Raw genomic sequence first — 16,117 nt, forward strand, 5'->3', positions numbered from 1 at the left:
GGATCCGGTGCCGGACGACCGGTGCCGGCTCCTCTGCTGGCCGAGCTGGTGGCCGCCGTCCTGCAGGCCGGGCTGCCACCGGAGACGGCGTTGCACGCGGTGGCCGACGGCCTGGCGGGGGCCGGCGACTCTCGCGCCGCCCTCCTGCGGCACGCGGCCGCGGGGCTCGGCACGGCTCTCCCGCGCGGGCCGGAGCCCGGCGACGAGGCGCTCGCCGAACTCGTCTCCGCCCTCGACCTGGCCGTGCGGGCGGGGGTCGCGCCGGCCACCCTGGTCCGCCGGTCCGCGCAGGAGCAGCGCCGCCGGGCGGTGGTCGCCGAGCAGCGGGCGGTCCGGCGGCTGGAGGTCTGGCTCGTCGCCCCCACCGGGCTCTGCTGGTTGCCCGCCTTCGTGCTGACCGGTGTCGTCCCGCTGGTGATCGACCTGTTCACCCGCTGACCCCGGTTTCCGGTGGCCGCCGCGTCCCGCCGTCCACACCCGTCAGGACCGTGAGCCTGTCCACAGCCGCGGCCCCGGCGTCGGTCCGGGCCCCGCGCGGGCGGGCAGGCTCGCAGCACCCCGCGGGTCGCGGGGTCGCGGCCGGCAGCGGGATGCCGAGAGGGAGGCAGAGGATGCGGCGACGAGGAGAGTTGCGGCGGTTGAGCGGTGACGCGGGGATGGCGACGGCGGAGTACGCGATCGCGCTGCTCGCCGCGTGCGGGTTCGCGGGCCTGCTGATGGGCATCCTGCGCAGCGGCGAGGTCAAGGGGATGCTGCTGGGCATCGTGCGTGATGCGCTCTCGATCTGAGGGCGGCCGGTCGGACGGGGGCGCGGTCACCGCCGAGCTCGCCGTCCTGCTTCCGGGAGTCGTGCTGCTCCTGGCGGCCGTCCTCTCGGCGGGGACGGCGGCCGCGGCCCAGGTCCGGTGCACCGACGCCGCCGGTCAGGCGGCCCGGCTGGCCGCCCGCGACGAGGCGGGCGACGTCGTCGTCCGGGCGGCCACCGCCCGCGCCCCCGGCTCGACGGTCACCGTCCGGGTGGACGGTGGGACGGTCCGGGTCGAGGTGCGCTCCGCGGTGCGGCTGCCTTTGCCCGGTCGCCCGGGCCTGACGGTCCGGGCGGAGGCTGTCGCGGCGCGGGAGTCGGGGTGAGCGCCGGCCCCGGCCGGTGCGGGCCGGGGAGCGTCGGGGACGGTGGTGCGGCGACGGTCCTGGTGCTGGCCGTGGCGGCTCTGGCCGGGCTGCTGGTCACCGTCGTGGCTCTGGTGGGTCAAGCGGCCGTCCTCTCCCAACGCGCCCGGACCGCGGCCGACCTCGCCGCGCTCGCGGCCGCCGGGGTCGCCGAGGGCTGGGTGGACGTGAGGGGCGCGCCCTGCGCGGTCGCCGCCGGCGTGGCCCGCGCCAATGCCGCCCGTCTGGACGCCTGCGTGGTCGAGACTTCCCACGACGCAACGGTTCTCGTCTCGGTCCCGATGCCCGGTCCGGTGCCGCTCGGGACGGCGCGGGCGGCCGCGCGGGCCGGGCCGCAGGCCGGGGCGTGAACTCGCCCGGTCCTGCGGAAACAGCGGACAGAGATCAAGAACTACGCAAAGTAGTGAAAGTTAACGGAAGATTACTGGCTCTACCGACTAGTAACTCGTGTGGCGCAGGCCATAGTCTCCAGCCCGTCGCCGGTGACGCCTCGGTCGCCGGCTCCCCCTGACGACCTGGAGGAAACCCATGCGACGTCGCTTGGCTCTCGCCGCGTGTACCGCGGTCGCCGTCGCCGGCCTGGTGGCCGGTACCGGTGCGAACGCGAACGCGGCTCTGAACGTGAACTGGAACTGGGCGGCCGGCTTCATCCCGAACCTGCCCAACTCGGCGCAGACGCCCCCCGGCGCGGAGAACGTGTCCAAGGCCGGCACCACCTCTTCCTGCAACTGGAAGAACAGCCCCAACAAGCTGCCCCTGATCCTGGTGCACGGCACCTGGGAGCAGCAGCGCGACAACTGGATGGCCATGTCGCCGTACTTCAAGAACAAGGGGTACTGCGTCTACACGCTCAACTACGGCGGCAACCCCGGCGACGTGATGTGGGGCTGGCAGGGCATCGCCAACAGCGCCGGCCAGCTGAACGCCTACATCAACCGGGTCAAGGCGGCTACGGGCGCCACCCAGGTCGACATCGTGGGTCACTCGCAGGGTGGCGTCATGCCGCGCTACTGCATCAAGTACGAGCCCGGCTGCATGGCCAGCGTCCGCAACTTCGTGGGCCTCGCGTCCTCGAACAACGGCACGACGCTGTCCGGTCTGGCCAAGCTCGGCAAGGCCATCGGCCTGGTGGACCCGCTGGCCCTCGTGCAGCCGGCCGCGATCGACCAGACCATCGGTTCGGACTTCATGAACAAGGTCAACTCCTGCCCGACCGGTGCCGCCGCCAACGTCTGCGTCGGTGACACGGTCAAGTACACGGTCCTGGAGACCAACGGCGACCAGGTCGTGACCCCGTACACCGGTGCGTTCCTCAGCAAGCAGGCGGGCGTCCCGGCCTCGCAGGTCACCAACATCCTGGTCAACAACCAGTGCATCCTGGAGACCTCCGAGCACCTGGGCATGACCTACAGCCAGAACGTCGCCACCCGCGCCGCTCGTGCGCTGGACGGTAAGACCGCCGCCAAGTGCGTCGTCTCCCTGCCCTACATCGGCGGCTGACACCTGGCACCTGCACCACCGCACCACCCGTACCGAACAGAACCGGCCCGGACGCTCGTCGTCCGGGCCGGTTCTGCTTTGCCGCTCCGCTTCGGGCTCAGGCTTCACGCAAACTTGATGACACTTCGTACAGCTCTACTCGTCCCAGCGTGACCGGAAGATGATTGAATGCCCGGAGGGCAGGCCACGGCGACGGCGGGGCTACGGCAGACGTACGGAGGTCACATGGAGCTGAACGTGATGACCCGGCAGGAGGGGGTGCGCACCGTCGTCAGCGTCGCCGGCGAGATCGACGTGTACACGGCGCCCTCACTGCGTGAACGCCTGGCGGAACTCGACGCCCAGGGGGTCAGCGACATCGTCGTGGACATGGGCGCGGTCGAGTTCCTCGACTCGACGGGGCTCGGCGTCCTCGTGGGCGGCCTGAAACGGGCCCGGGCCCGCGGCGGCACCCTGCGCCTGGTGAGCGACCAGGAGAAGATCCTGAAGATCCTGCGGATCACCGGGCTGGTCCAGGTGTTCCCGATCCACGCGACGCTCGCGGACGCGCTGCTGGCCGAGGAGCCCGCCGACGGGGACGAGCGGACCATCGACCTCACGGGCGAGCCGGGGGCGGACCTACCGGGCTCAGGGGCGTAGCCGCCCTTGGCCGGGGTGGAACTGCGCTTCCCGCCGTCCGCCGGCCACGTTCGCACGGCGCGGCTGGTCGCCGTCGCCGTCGCCCGCCGGGCCGGCTTCGACGCCGCGCGCCTCGACGAGCTGCGTACCGCGGTCGGTGAGGCCTGCGCACGCGCCGTCAACCGGTGCCTGGAGGACGGTTGCGCCGAGGACATCCTGCTGGGCATCGAGGACGCCGGACCGGGCCTCACGGTCGAGGTCCTGGACGGCGCCGCACCCGTCACGCCGGACGACCCGCTGGCCATCGCCCTGCTCCAGGGACTGGCCGACGCCGTCGAGGTGCTCCCCGGAAAAGGTGGGCCCGCCGGGCTGATTCGGCTCGAGTGGTGGCAGTCCGGCAGTACCGCGTCACCGCCGGTGCAACCCCGCGGTCCCGTCGGGGGCTCGTGATCCTCGCGGTACCGCCGGTCGGGTACGAAACGGTTACAGCAGTGTGACACGAGACACCTGCGGCGTCGGTTTGGTGAGGAGCATCACGTTCCGTAGACTCCGCCGGGTTGGGACTGCCGGCTCGCCGGCTGAAGATCCGCTTGGAGTTGTGCCCCGGCTTCGCCCCACCGACTCGTGCCGCACTGACGCGACACGGCCTGGCGCTGCCGTGGTCTCGTCGAGGAGGACGTACGGATGCCAGGATTCCCGTTGGCCGCGACAACCGCCGACATCACCATCGAGGGCAGCAACCTCAGTCTCGTCTGGACGGTGTTCGGCGTATCACTCGTGGCCCTCGTCCTCGCCTGGGTCTTCCGCCGGCAGGTGCTCGCCGCCGCCGACGGCACGGAGAAGATGCAGGAGATCGGCCGGGCGGTGCAGGAGGGCGCCTCGGCGTACCTGAGCCGCCAGTTCCGCACCCTGGGCGGGTTCGTCGTCCTGGTGTTCGCGCTCCTCTTCCTGCTGCCGGGTGACGCCGACATCCGGATCGGGCGCGGGGTCGCGTTCGTCGTCGGGGCGATCTTCTCGGCCGCGATCGGCTACCTCGGCATGTGGCTGGCCGTGCGGGCCAACGTCCGGGTCGCCGAGGCCGCCCGCAACGGCGACCGCGACTCGGGCATGCGCATCGCGTTCCGGACCGGCGGCACGGTCGGCATGGCGACGGTGGGCCTCGGCCTGCTGGGCGCCTCCGGCGTCGTCCTGCTGTACAGGGCCGACGCGCCCTCGGTCCTGGAGGGCTTCGGCTTCGGCGCCGCCCTGCTGGCCATGTTCATGCGGGTCGGCGGCGGCATCTTCACCAAGGCCGCCGACGTCGGCGCCGACCTGGTCGGCAAGGTCGAGCAGAACATCCCCGAGGACGACCCGCGCAACGCGGCCACGATCGCCGACAACGTCGGCGACAACGTCGGCGACTGCGCCGGCATGGCCGCCGACCTGTTCGAGTCCTACGCGGTGACCCTGGTCGCGGCGCTCATCCTCGGCAAGGTCGCGTTCGGCGCCGAGGGGCTGGTCTTCCCGCTGATCGTCCCGGCGATCGGGGCCCTGACCGCCGTCATCGGCGTGCTGATCACCCGCCCGCGGCCCGGTGAGTCGGGCCTGGTGGCCATCAACCGCAGCTTCTACATCTCCGCGGTCGTCTCGTTCGTGCTGTGCGCCGTCGCGGCCTTCGCCTACCTGCCGGACAGCTTCGCCGACCTGAGCGGCGCCTCGGGCTCCGTGGCCTCGCTGGACGGCGACCCGCGCCTGGTGGCCACGGCCGCCGTGGCGATCGGCATCGTGCTGGCCGGCGTCATCCTCTGGCTGACCGGCTACTACACCGGCACCGACAAGCGGCCCACCCTGGACGTCGCGAACACCTCCCGCACCGGTGCGGCGACCGTCGTCCTGTCCGGCATCGGCCTGGGGCTGGAGTCGGCGGTCTACACCGCGGGCATCATCGCGGCCGCCGTGTTCGGCGCCTTCACCCTGGGCGGCGTCTCCCCGGCGCTGTCGCTGTTCCTGGTCGCGCTGGCCGGCTGCGGTCTGCTGACCACCGTGGGCGTCATCGTCGCGATGGACACCTTCGGCCCGGTCAGCGACAACGCGCAGGGCATCGCCGAGATGTCCGGCGACGTGGACGGCGAGGGCGCACAGATCCTCACCGAGCTCGACGCGGTCGGCAACACCACCAAGGCCATCACCAAGGGCATCGCGATCGCCACGGCCGTCCTGGCCGCCACGGCGCTGTTCGGCTCGTACACCGACGCCTGGTACACCAAGGCGGTCGAGGTGGCGCCCAACGGGTCGACCAGCAACAGCTTCCTGACCGACGTGACCAGCCCGAACGTGCTGGTCGGCCTGATCCTCGGCGCCGCGGTCGTGTTCCTCTTCTCCGGGCTCGCGATCAACGCGGTCACCCGGGCCGCGGGCGCGATCGTGTTCGAGGTGCGCCGCCAGTTCCGCGAGCACCCCGGCATCATGGACGGCACCGAGAAGCCGGAGTACGGCAGGGTCGTGGACATCTGCACCCGCGACTCGCTGCGCGAGCTGGCCACCCCCGGTCTGCTGGCCGCGATGGCCCCGATCGCGGTCGGCTTCGGCCTCGGCATCGGCCCGCTCGCCGGGTACCTGGCCGGGGCCATCGGCGCCGGTGCGCTGATGGCGGTCTTCCTGGCCAACAGCGGCGGCGCCTGGGACAACGCGAAGAAGATCGTCGAGGACGGCGCCCACGGCGGCAAGGGTTCCGAGGCGCACGCCGCGACCGTCATCGGTGACACCGTCGGCGACCCGTTCAAGGACACGGCCGGCCCGGCCATCAACCCGCTGATCAAGGTGATGAACCTGGTCTCGGTGCTGATCGCCCCGGCCATCGTCCAGCTCAGCCTCGGGGCTGACGCCTCCGAGCCGCTGCGGCTGACGATCGCCGGCGTCGCCGTGGTGGTCATCGTGGTCGCGGTGGCCGTCTCCAAGCGCCGTTCGATCGGCATCGCCGAGGACGACGGCGGCGACGAGGTCGACGGCACGCGCGAGCCGGAGTCGGTGGGCAGCCCCTCGGCCTGATAGAACCGGCGCGTGACGACCGACACGCCCGGAACGCCCGCTGATTCGCCGAACGCCCGGAACGAGCAGCCGGCCGACCCGTCCGACGTCGCACCCGACGTCGCCCCTGATGTTCAGGAGGTCGGTCGGCTGCTCGACCAGGTGGAGAGGCTGCGCGCCGACCTCTCCGGGTTCACCGTGGACGCCGTGGAGGGGCTCCTGGGGCCTCTCGCCGTCCGAGCCCTGAGCCGGGAGCAGGCCACGCCCGCGCTGGCCGTCACCGCGGCCTCCGACGACCCGGTGGCGACCCTGCTGCGGGTCTTCGTCCTGGGCGAGCAGGTGCCGCGCCGCCGGCTCGCGGCCGCGCTCCCGAAGGCGGGGCTGGACACCGTGCAGGAGCTCGGCTGGGTGCTCGCCGCCGGCGAGGGGGACGACGACCCGGTGCGGGCCGTCGTCGACCTCCGTCCGTACGGCGCGGTGGACGGCGTCGACGGCAGCGGCGTCAACTGGTGGGTCCTGTCCGACCCGGGCGAGCTGGCCCTGGGCGGCACGCTGCCGGCCGACCACGTGCTGGGCGTCGGCGGAGCCTCGGTCACCCTCGCCGCGTGCACCGTGCGCTCGAAGGTCGGCCGTGTCCTCGACCTCGGCACCGGTTGCGGCGTGCAGTCGCTCCACGCGGCCCGGCACGCCCGCTCCATCGTGGCCACCGACATCTCCGTGCGCGCGCTCGACTTCGCCGCGCTCACCTGGCTGCTGAACGCCCCGACCCTCGGTGGCGCCGAGTTCGACCGGCGCAAGGGTGACCTGTTCGACCCGGTGCAGGGCGAGCGGTTCGACCTCGTGGTCAGCAACCCGCCGTTCGTCATCACGCCGCGCGCCGCGGGCGTCGCCACCTACGAGTACCGCGACGCCGGGCTCGTCGGCGACGAGGTGGTGCGGCGGATCGTCACGCGGGTCGGCGAGGTGCTGGCCCCCGGCGGGGTCGCGCAGTTGCTCGGCAACTGGGAGCACCGCCGCGGTGAGGGGTGGCGCGACCGGGTCGAGAGTTGGCTCACCGAGGCCGGTCTCGACGGTTGGGTGGTCCAGCGCGAGGTGCAGGACCCGGCCGAGTACGCCGAGACGTGGATCCGCGACGCCGGCCAACACCGGGCCGACGGCGCCGGTGCGCTGTACGACGCGTGGCTGGCGGACTTCGCCTCCCGCGACGTCGAGGCCGTCGGGTTCGGGTTGATCACGTTGCGCCGCCCGCTCGAGGGCGAGCCTACGCTGCGCCGTCTCGAGGAGCGGCGGGATTCCCCGGCGTTGCCCAGCGGGGCCGAGGTGGTCGCCGCGCTGGCGGCGCACGACTGGTTGCACGGGCGGGACGACGAGAGCCTGCTGGGGGCGTCGCTGACGGTGGCGCCCGACGTCACCGAGGAGCGGCACTTCGTGCCCGGGGCGCAGGACCCGACCGCGATCCTGCTACGCCAGAACGGTGGCCCGCGCCGGCTCGTGCAGGCCTCGACGGCGCTGGCCGGGCTGGTCGGTGCGTGCGGCGGCGAGCTGAGCGTCGGTCAGATCGTCAACGCCCTGGGCGCCCTGCTGGAGCGCCCCGAGGGCGAGTTGCGCGAGGAGCTGCTGCCCGCCGTCCGCTCACTGATCCAGGACGGCCTGCTCCTCACGTCGTGATCATGCAGAAACGTTCACCCCGTGCGGCGTGACCTCACGCCCCGCGGGCGGTGCGTGAAACGTTCTGCATGCCCGTCGGCGCTGACGCGCCTCCTCGCGAGCGAACGAAGGGTCAGACGTGGCTCCAGGTGGCCAACGCGTGCTCGACCACCGAGATCAGCGTCTGCTTGGCCGACTCCCGCTCGCGCGCGTCGCAGACCAGCACGGGCACCGACTCGTCGAGCTGCAGGGCCTCGCGGACGTCCTCCGGGCGGTGCCGCAGCAGCCCGTCGAAGGCGTTGATCGCCACGACGAACGGGAGGTTGCGGGCCTCGAAGAAGTCGATCGGGCCGAAGCAGTCCTCCAGACGCCGGGTGTCGACCAGGACCACCGCGCCGATCGCGCCCCGGACCAGGTCGTCCCACATGAACCAGAACCGGTTCTGCCCGGGCGAGCCGAACAGGTAGAGCACCAACTCCTCGTCGATGCTGATCCGGCCGAAGTCCATGGCCACCGTCGTCGTGGTCTTGTTCGGGGTCGCGGACAGGTCGTCGACGCCGGCGCTGGCCTGAGTCATCACCGCCTCGGTGCGCAGCGGCATGATCTCCGACACGGCGCCCACGAAGGTCGTCTTGCCGGCTCCGAACCCACCCGAGACGACGATCTTGGTCGAGCGGGTGGGTCGGGTTTCAGAGGCGCTGGAGGCCACTGAGCACCCTCCTCAGGAAGGCCGGGTCGCGTTCGTCCCCGGAACCGTTGGCAGTAGCTAGAACCTCGACCAGGCCCAGTTCCACCATGTCAGCGATGATCACCCGGGCCACCCCGAGCGGGGTATGCAGCCGGGCGGCGATCTCCGCGACCGAGACCGTGCCCTCGCACAGTTCGATCACGGTCTCGTGCTCCAGCGGCAGCATCTCGGCGCGGCCGGCGTCCCGCCCGCCGGCGGTGGCCACCACCAGGGCTTCCAGGTCGAAGTCGTGCGAGGGCCTGGTCCGCCCGCCGGTGCGCGCGTAGGGGCGCACCATCGAGGGCGCCGGTTCGCCGACATCCTGCGGCCCGAAATCATCCATGGCGAAGGTCACGCTACGAGACGCCACCGTTGCGCGGCAGGGTGCCCGCGGCGTTGCGCAGCTCCGGCGACAGGTGCTGGCCGACCCGGTCGACCAGCAACGTCATCTCGTAGCCGACCAGACCGATGTCGGAGGTCGGGGCGGCCAGGACGGCGAGCCACGAACCGTCCGAGATGGCCATGAGCAGCAGGAAGCCGCCCTGCATCTCGACGACCGTCTGGATCACGGCGCCGGCCGAGAAGCACATGGCGGCCCCGTTGGTGAGGCTGCCCAGGCCGGAGGCGACTGCGGAGAGCTGGTCGGCGCGGTCGCGTGGCAGCCCCGCGGAGCTGGCCATCAACAGACCGTCCGCCGAGACCACGGCGGCGTGCGCGACGCCGGGCACGCGCTGGGCGAACCCGTCGACGAGCCAGGCGACGTCTGTTCCCGTTCCGGTGCTCAATGCGCCCCTCCCTGGTCGTGCGAGCGGTCCTGCGTGTCGCCACCCGATTCCCCGGATGTCGTGAAGAGGCTGGCGCCTACGGGGTCGTACGTCGGCTCCGTGCCCGGGTTGTTACGGGCCCGTCGTGCGTTGGCCAGGCCGCGTTGATAGCTGCCCAACCGACCACGGACGATATCCGCTTCCGGGCTCGCGTGGGGGTGCGGGGGCGGAGGCGGTGGCACGACGGCCCCCGGAGCGGGCGCCGAACCGGGCATGGGCCGCTGCGGGAGCGCGGCCGTCGGGGGCCCCGCCGGCGTCGGCTGCTGGCCGAGCAGGGTGTTCGCCGAGGGCAGCAGGTTGGCGCCCGGACGGCGCCGCGGCAGGCCCGTCTCGGTGGTCCCCTCGGCCCGCGGCGCCGCTGCGGCCTGCGCGCTCGTGGCCAGCCAGCGCTGGTCGCCGAGCGACTCCCAGCGGGACGACGGGCGGCGCGGTGCCTGGTCGCGCAGGTCGATGACCCCGCCCCCACCCAGCGCCAGCTGCTCCTGGTCGATCGTGATGCCGCCGGTCGGCTCCGCCGTGAACCAGACCGAGATCTGGTCGAAGATCGGCGTCGCGTCGTTCTCGGCACCGGCGGCCGGCGGCTCCCCGATCAGGTCGCCGGGGGGCGTCGAGTATCCGGACCCGGTGGCGGCCGCGCGGGCGGCGAGCTCGGTCGGCAGCTGCTCGTCCCAGGCCGCGGGGGCGGCCCCCGTGCTGGACGACGTGGGCAGCGTCGGGTTCGGCTCGCTGCGGAACGCCCCGGTCGGCGCGGTCAGCGGGTCCGGCGCGGCCGGGGGCGGCGTCGGCGGGAGGGCCGGTGGTAGCGGGGCGGGCGGCGGGACGGCGGGCGCCTGGGCGGCCGTCCGGGCGGCGGTCTGCGCCGAGATCTGGGCCGAGATCTCGGCGGCCGCGGGCGGGACGGCGTCCCGCGACGGGGCGCGCAGCACCGGGATGCCGGTGGGCGAGGTCTCCGCGGGCGGGACGTCGCGACGCTGGATCGTGCCCGTCGGGGGCGCCACGGCCGGCTGCACGGGCCGGACGGCCGCCTCCTGACCGAAGGGCTCCGGCTCGCTCGGGGCCGGGGTCGCGGGGACCGCGGGCGTGAACAGTGCGGGGGCGTCGTCGGTGACGGCGTTGACCGGCCGGCCGTCGGGGGCCATCGATCCGCCGCGGGTGCGCCGTGGCAGCAGCGGAGCGCTCTCCTCGGCGACGGACCGGACACCCGCGGCGGCGGCCGCGGCGGCGGCGCCGGTCTGCACGGGGGCCGGCTGGTTCGAGGCGCGGGCCACGGCGGCGCGGGCCTGGACCGCGGCGGGCGCCTGCGGCGCGGGTCGCGCGGCGGCCGGGGTCTCACGCCCGGCCGGGCGCAGCTGGAGGTTCGGCTGGACCTGCGGGCCCTCGCCGGTGTTGCCGGGAGCGCCGATGACCAGGTTGGGCGGCACCCGGACCAGGGCGACGGTCCCGGTGGCGTCGGGCCGGGCCTGCAGCAGCACCCCGAAGCCGCCGCGGCGGGCGAGCCGGGCGACCACGAACAGACCCATCCGGGACGGCACCTGGGTGTCGATCGACTCGGGCTGGGTCAGCCGCGCGTTCAACCGGTCGATCTCGCCGGGGGAGATGCCCACGCCGGAGTCCACGACCTCGATCTGCAGGCCGCCGTCGGCGGTGAAGGCCGCGGACAGACCGATCGGAGTGTTCGGCGGCGAGTACATCGCCGCGTTGTCGAGCAGCTCGGCGAGCAGGTGGACGAGCTCGCCGGTGACCGTCCCGGCCACGGACGCGCCGCTGACCGGCTGCAGGCGGACCCGCTCGTACTGCTCCATCTCCGACGTCGCGGCGCGGAACAGCTCGGCGATCTTGACCGGTGCGGTGGCCCGGGTACGCACGGCCGAGCCGGCCAGCACCAGCAGGTTGTCGTTGTACCGGCGCATCCGCGCGGCCAGGTGGTCGAGCCGGAACAGGTTGCGCAGCTGGTCCGGGTCCTGCTCCTGGGACTCCAGCTCGTCGATGATGGCCAGCTGCTTCTCGACCATCGACTGCGAGCGGCGGGACATGCTGACGAACGCCTCGTCCAGAGCCTGCCGCAGCCGCACCTGGGCGGTGGCCAGACGGACCGCCTCGGCGCCCAGGTCGTCGACCGCGCGGGCGACCTCGAAGGTCTCGGGGCCGGCGGCGGAGTCGGCGGGCAGGACGGGCGGCAGCGAGACGTCGGCGGCGACGCCGTCCTGCTCGATCCGGGCCACGGCGGCGGGGAGCTGCACGCTGGCGATCTCGACCGCCCCGGCCCGCAGCCGCCGCAGCGGCGTGGTGACCGAGCGGGCGATCGCGGCCAGCAGCGAGGTCACGACGATGAGCACCAGGAGTGCGGCCCCGGCCACGGCACCGGCGCGCAGCAGCGTGCCCCGCTCGCTCTGCCGGGAGTCGCTGCCGACCTGGGTGGCGACCTGCTGGGTCAGGGCCGAGAGCGTGGCGACCCGCTGGGCGGAGAACGAGTCCCACTCGCGGGCCTGCGCGTTGTTCTGTGCCGGGGTGGTGCTGGCCCGGTCCTCCTCGGTGGCCGAGGCGCGCCACTTGCCGAGCCGCTCGTCCTGCGCGTTCAGGCTGGTGACGGCGGCGTTCGCCGGGTCACCGAGCACACTGCCCGCGGTGCTGATGGCCAGGTCCTGGACGGCGGCGAGCTGGGCCAGCCCGGTGGCCTGCTTCGGGCCGGCCGTGCTGGGCTGCAGCAGGATGTTGCGGATGGCGCGGCGCTCGTCGTCCGCGCTGATCACCGCGGAGTTGAGCTGGCTGAGCACGCCCGCACCCGAGGTGGCGTCGCGGTCGGGGCTGATCGAGGCCAGCTCGTTGCTCAGCCGGGTGACCAGCTTCTGCACCGGCGTGTTGACGTTGTCGATCGGGTCTTCGAGCTGGGGGCTGCCCACCTGCAGGGCCCCGCTGGAGGACAGCGAGTCGAACAGGGTGCGCGCGTTGGTGACGCCGCCCAGCGCGCTCTCGGCCGACTCCACCTCGGGGGCCAGGTCGGCGTCGGCGGACTGCACGGCGCCGAGCCGGTCGCGCAGGGCGCTCAGCTCCTTGTCGGTCTCGGCCCGCGCGGTCGCCAGGTCCTGTTCGCTGAGGCCGGCGCCGTTCATCTCGGCGTTGAACGCGGTGGTGAACGCCGCGGCCGGTTCCAGCGCGTCGGAGAAGACGCGGGCCTCACGGGCCCGGGTGTAGTCCATGCCCATCGACACGACCAGCAGGGCGCCACCGGCCAGCAGGGCGAGCAGCGGGATCATCGCCAGCAGCAAGAGCTTGCTGCGGATCGACCACTGTGCGAGACCGCCCCCGCGCGGTTCGGGGTCGACGATGTCGAGGTCGCCCGTGTCGGCCGAACCGTGTCGGGGCACGTACTCCTCCTCGCGTCGCCGGAAAGGACCGCTCATCTACCCGCCGCCCTCACCGTTCCCGATCCCCTTCGGACCCGTCGTCCGGCGCAGACCGCCTGGTTGTCTACGCTGGTGAGCCTGAATCGTCGCAGACCGGCGCGCACCGCGGCTATGCCACGGTGAGCGCTCTGCACGAAACCGGATCGTCGGTCAGCCTCCACGTCGAGTGCCGCGAACTACGCACTTGGTACTGATGGCATGGATCGGCCACGAGAATATGGTGAATTGCGGCCTGTGGGTAATCCCTCGGACCGAGTCGTACCCGGTTGGCGTGGGGTTGGGCACATCCCGACCGTTCGTTCCGGGTTTTCACCCGGGGGGTGGCGCATCGTCACTTTGCGTGTCACTCTCACCCCCGGCCCGACATAAGAAGCACACCGAAGAAATGTGAAAGGTGAGGTAGTGGCCACCACCAAGGCCGCCACGGGACGAAGGCTCGTCATCGTGGAGTCACCCCGCAAGGCACGCAGCATCGCCGAATATCTCGGGCCGGACTTCGACGTCGAGGCCAGCGTCGGCCACATCCGCGACCTCCCGCAGCCCTCCGAACTGCCGCCCGACATGAAGAAGGGTCCGTTCGGCAAGTTCGCCGTCGACGTCGAGAACGGGTTCGAGGCGTACTACGTCGTCGACGCCGACAAGAAGAAGAAGGTCAACGAACTCAAGCGCGCCCTGAAGGACGCGGACGAGCTCTACCTGGCCACTGACGAGGACCGCGAGGGGGAGGCCATCGCCTGGCACCTGCTGCAGGTGCTGGAGCCGAAGATCCCGGTGCGGCGCATGGTCTTCCACGAGATCACCCGCGAGGCGATCCGCCGCGCCCTGGACGAGACCCGCGACCTCGACGTCCGCCTGGTCGACGCCCAGGAGACCCGCCGCATCCTGGACCGGCTGTACGGCTACGAGGTCTCCCCGGTGCTGTGGCGCAAGGTCCGCGCCGGCCTGTCCGCCGGACGGGTGCAGTCCGTGGCGACCCGCCTGGTGGTCGAGCGCGAGCGGGAGCGGATGGCGTTCCGCTCGGCGTCCTACTGGGACGTCCTGGGGACCTTCGAGCCGGACGCCGGGCAGCAGGCCTTCGAGGCGCGCCTGGTCGCGCTTGACGGGACCCGGGTGGCCACGGGCCGCGACTTCAGCGACGCCGGCGAGCTCACGTCGTCCGACGTCGTCCACCTGACCGAGGAGTCGGTGAACGCCCTGGTCAGCGCCCTGGAGGGCGCGTCGGCCGCGGTCACCAGCGTGGAGAGCAAGCCGTACCGGCGGCGCCCGGCGGCGCCGTTCACCACCTCGACCCTGCAGCAGGAGGCCGGCCGCAAGTTGCGGTTCAGCGCCCAGCAGACGATGCGCACCGCGCAGTCGCTGTACGAGGACGGCTTCATCACCTACATGCGTACGGACTCGACGACGCTGTCGGAGCAGGCGCTGAACGCCGCCCGCAGCCAGGCGGCCGACCTGTACGGCCCTGAGTTCGTGCCCGATGCCCCGCGGATCTACGCGAACAAGAGCAAGAACGCGCAGGAGGCGCACGAGGCGATCCGCCCCGCCGGTGACGTGTTCCGCACCCCGGCGCAGGTCAGTGGCCAGCTGCGCGGTGACGAGCTGCGGCTGTACGACCTGATCTGGAAGCGCACGGTCGCCTCCCAGATGGCCGACGCGCTCGGCTCGACCGCCACGATCCGGGTCGCCGCCACCGCCTCGGACTCCCGGGTGGCCACGTTCAGCGCGTCCGGCACCGTGATCACGTTCCGCGGGTTCCTGGCCGCCTACGAGGAGGGCCGGGACGAGGAGCGCAACAGCAGCCGGGACGACGCCGAGCGCCGGTTGCCCGAGCTCGCCGTGGGCGACGCGCTCGACGTGCGCGAGTTGGTCGCCGACGGTCACCAGACCTCGCCGCCGCCGCGCTACACGGAGGCCAGCCTGGTCAAGGCGCTGGAGGAGCGCGGCATCGGCCGCCCGTCCACCTACGCCGCGACGATCAAGGTGATCACCGACCGCGGCTACGTGCACCACAAGGGTTCGGCGCTGGTGCCGTCCTGGCTGGCGTTCGCCGTGACCCGGCTGCTGGAGGAGCATTTCGGCCAGCTGGTCGATTACGACTTCACCGCCGCGATGGAGGCCGACCTCGACCGGATCGCCTCGGGCGAGGAGGAGCGGGCCGCCTGGCTGGCCAAGTTCTACTTCGGCGAGGGCGAGAACGCGGCGGTCAACGGTGCGCACTCCGTCGTCCGGGAGGGCCTCAAGCCCCTGATCGACGACCTGGGCGACATCGACGCCCGGGACATCAACACCGTGCCGCTCGGTGACGGGATCGTGCTGCGGGTCGGTCGCTACGGGCCCTACCTCGAGGCGCCCGCGCTCGAGGCGGGCGGAGACCCGCGCCGGGCCAGTGTCCCGGACGACGTGGCCCCCGACGAGCTCACGGTCGACAAGGCCAAGGAGCTGCTGGAGAACCAGGCGGACGGCGACCGCGTGTTGGGCACGGACCCGGACTCCGGTCGCGAGATCGTCGCCCGCAGTGGACGTTTCGGCCCGTACGTGACCGAGGTGCTGCCCGAGGACGCGCCCAAGTCGGCCAAGCCGCGTACCGGCTCGCTGTTCAAGGACATGTCGCTGGAGTCGATCGGCCTGGACGACGCGCTGCGGCTGCTGTCGCTGCCGCGGCTGGTCGGGGTGGACCCCGAGGGCGGCGAGGAGATCACCGCGCAGAACGGCCGGTACGGGCCGTATCTCAAGAAGGGTACGGACTCGCGCTCGCTGCAGACCGAGGCCCAGATCTTCGACATCACGCTGCCCGAGGCGCTGGCCATCTACGCGCAGCCCAAGCAGCGCGGCCGCCGGGCCGCGGCGCCGCCGCTGCGTGAGCTGGGGGCCGACCCCGCGACCAACGCCCCGATCGTGATCAAGGACGGCCGGTTCGGCGCCTACGTCACCGACGGCGAGACGAACGCGACCCTGCGCAAGGGGGACGACGTCGCGACCGTGACGCTGGAGCGCGCGGCCGAGCTGCTGGCCGAGAAGCGGGCCGCCGGCCCGCGCAAGACCGCGAAGAAGGCGGCCAAGAAGGCGCCGGCCAAGAAGACCGCGGCGAAGAAGACGGCGGCGAAGAAGACGGCGGCCAAGAAGACCGCGGCCAAGAAGACGCCCGCCAAGAAGGCCCCGACGACATGACCGGCGCGACATAACCCTCGCCCGGGGCTGACGCGCTGTCACCGAGCCCGGATAGC

Annotated in this window: 14 protein-coding genes; 10 read left to right on the forward strand and 4 right to left on the reverse strand. The window is 72.7% G+C overall.

Annotated features, from left to right (window positions below):
- Positions 1-21: 21 nt before the first annotated feature.
- The 9 genes from ACIB24_RS04525 to ACIB24_RS04565 all read left to right on the forward strand — a co-directional run bounded on the left by ACIB24_RS04525 (position 22) and on the right by ACIB24_RS04565 (position 7,962).
- Positions 22-438: a type II secretion system F family protein gene (locus ACIB24_RS04525; protein WP_398275760.1), complete on the forward strand. Its 417-nt coding sequence runs from the start codon at positions 22-24 to the stop codon at positions 436-438.
- A gap of 173 nt (positions 439-611) precedes the next feature.
- Positions 612-788, forward strand: coding sequence for a DUF4244 domain-containing protein (locus ACIB24_RS04530; RefSeq protein ID WP_398275763.1), 177 nt, complete (start codon positions 612-614; stop codon positions 786-788).
- Positions 772-1,131, forward strand: a complete 360-nt coding sequence (locus tag ACIB24_RS04535) for a TadE family type IV pilus minor pilin (protein WP_398275766.1) — start codon at positions 772-774, stop codon at positions 1,129-1,131. Before ACIB24_RS04530 ends, ACIB24_RS04535 begins: the two co-directional genes overlap by 17 nt.
- Positions 1,128-1,520, forward strand: a complete 393-nt coding sequence (locus ACIB24_RS04540; RefSeq protein ID WP_398275769.1) for an Rv3654c family TadE-like protein — start codon at positions 1,128-1,130, stop codon at positions 1,518-1,520. The genes ACIB24_RS04535 and ACIB24_RS04540 overlap by 4 nt, the downstream gene beginning before the upstream one ends.
- 178 nt (positions 1,521-1,698) lie before the next feature.
- The gene (locus tag ACIB24_RS04545) at positions 1,699-2,670 is read left to right on the forward strand and encodes an esterase/lipase family protein (RefSeq protein ID WP_398275772.1); all 972 of its coding nucleotides are present in this window, start codon (positions 1,699-1,701) and stop codon (positions 2,668-2,670) included.
- A 225-nt stretch (positions 2,671-2,895) separates the two neighbouring features.
- Complete coding sequence (locus ACIB24_RS04550) at positions 2,896-3,309, forward strand: STAS domain-containing protein (protein ID WP_398275775.1); 414 nt, start codon at positions 2,896-2,898, stop codon at positions 3,307-3,309.
- Between the two features lie 15 nt (positions 3,310-3,324).
- Positions 3,325-3,738, forward strand: a complete 414-nt coding sequence (locus tag ACIB24_RS04555) for an ATP-binding protein (RefSeq protein ID WP_398275778.1) — start codon at positions 3,325-3,327, stop codon at positions 3,736-3,738.
- Positions 3,739-3,972: 234 nt separating this feature from the next.
- Positions 3,973-6,315 (forward strand): sodium-translocating pyrophosphatase, encoded by a 2,343-nt coding sequence (locus ACIB24_RS04560; RefSeq protein WP_398275781.1) that lies wholly within the window; start codon positions 3,973-3,975, stop codon positions 6,313-6,315.
- Between the two features lie 141 nt (positions 6,316-6,456).
- On the forward strand, positions 6,457-7,962 hold the full coding sequence (locus ACIB24_RS04565) for a DUF7059 domain-containing protein (RefSeq protein ID WP_398276754.1): 1,506 nt from the start codon (positions 6,457-6,459) through the stop codon (positions 7,960-7,962).
- A gap of 112 nt (positions 7,963-8,074) precedes the next feature.
- Here the strand turns inward: ACIB24_RS04565 and ACIB24_RS04570 are convergent, their stop codons facing one another.
- Genes ACIB24_RS04570 through ACIB24_RS04585 form a run of 4 tightly spaced genes read right to left on the reverse strand, consistent with a single transcriptional unit; the run spans position 8,075 to position 12,893 of the window.
- A complete protein-coding gene (locus ACIB24_RS04570) occupies positions 8,075-8,650 on the reverse strand; it encodes a GTP-binding protein (protein WP_398275784.1) in 576 nt (191 codons plus the stop codon).
- Positions 8,631-9,011, reverse strand: a complete 381-nt coding sequence (locus ACIB24_RS04575; protein ID WP_398275787.1) for a DUF742 domain-containing protein — start codon at positions 9,009-9,011, stop codon at positions 8,631-8,633. The genes ACIB24_RS04570 and ACIB24_RS04575 overlap by 20 nt, the downstream gene beginning before the upstream one ends.
- Positions 9,012-9,024: 13 nt before the next feature.
- Entirely contained in the window at positions 9,025-9,453 is a 429-nt protein-coding gene (locus tag ACIB24_RS04580; protein ID WP_398275790.1) for a roadblock/LC7 domain-containing protein, read from the reverse strand.
- Entirely contained in the window at positions 9,450-12,893 is a 3,444-nt protein-coding gene (locus ACIB24_RS04585; protein WP_398275793.1) for an ATP-binding protein, read from the reverse strand. Before ACIB24_RS04585 ends, ACIB24_RS04580 begins: the two co-directional genes overlap by 4 nt.
- A 405-nt stretch (positions 12,894-13,298) precedes the next feature.
- On the opposite strand from ACIB24_RS04585, the gene topA reads away from it, so the two are divergent.
- A complete protein-coding gene (gene topA / locus ACIB24_RS04590) occupies positions 13,299-16,061 on the forward strand; it encodes a type I DNA topoisomerase (protein ID WP_398275796.1) in 2,763 nt (920 codons plus the stop codon).
- Positions 16,062-16,117 lie beyond the last annotated feature (56 nt).

This window comes from Spongisporangium articulatum, from assembly GCF_044465595.1.
GTDB lineage: Bacteria > Actinomycetota > Actinomycetes > Actinomycetales > Kineosporiaceae > Spongisporangium > Spongisporangium articulatum.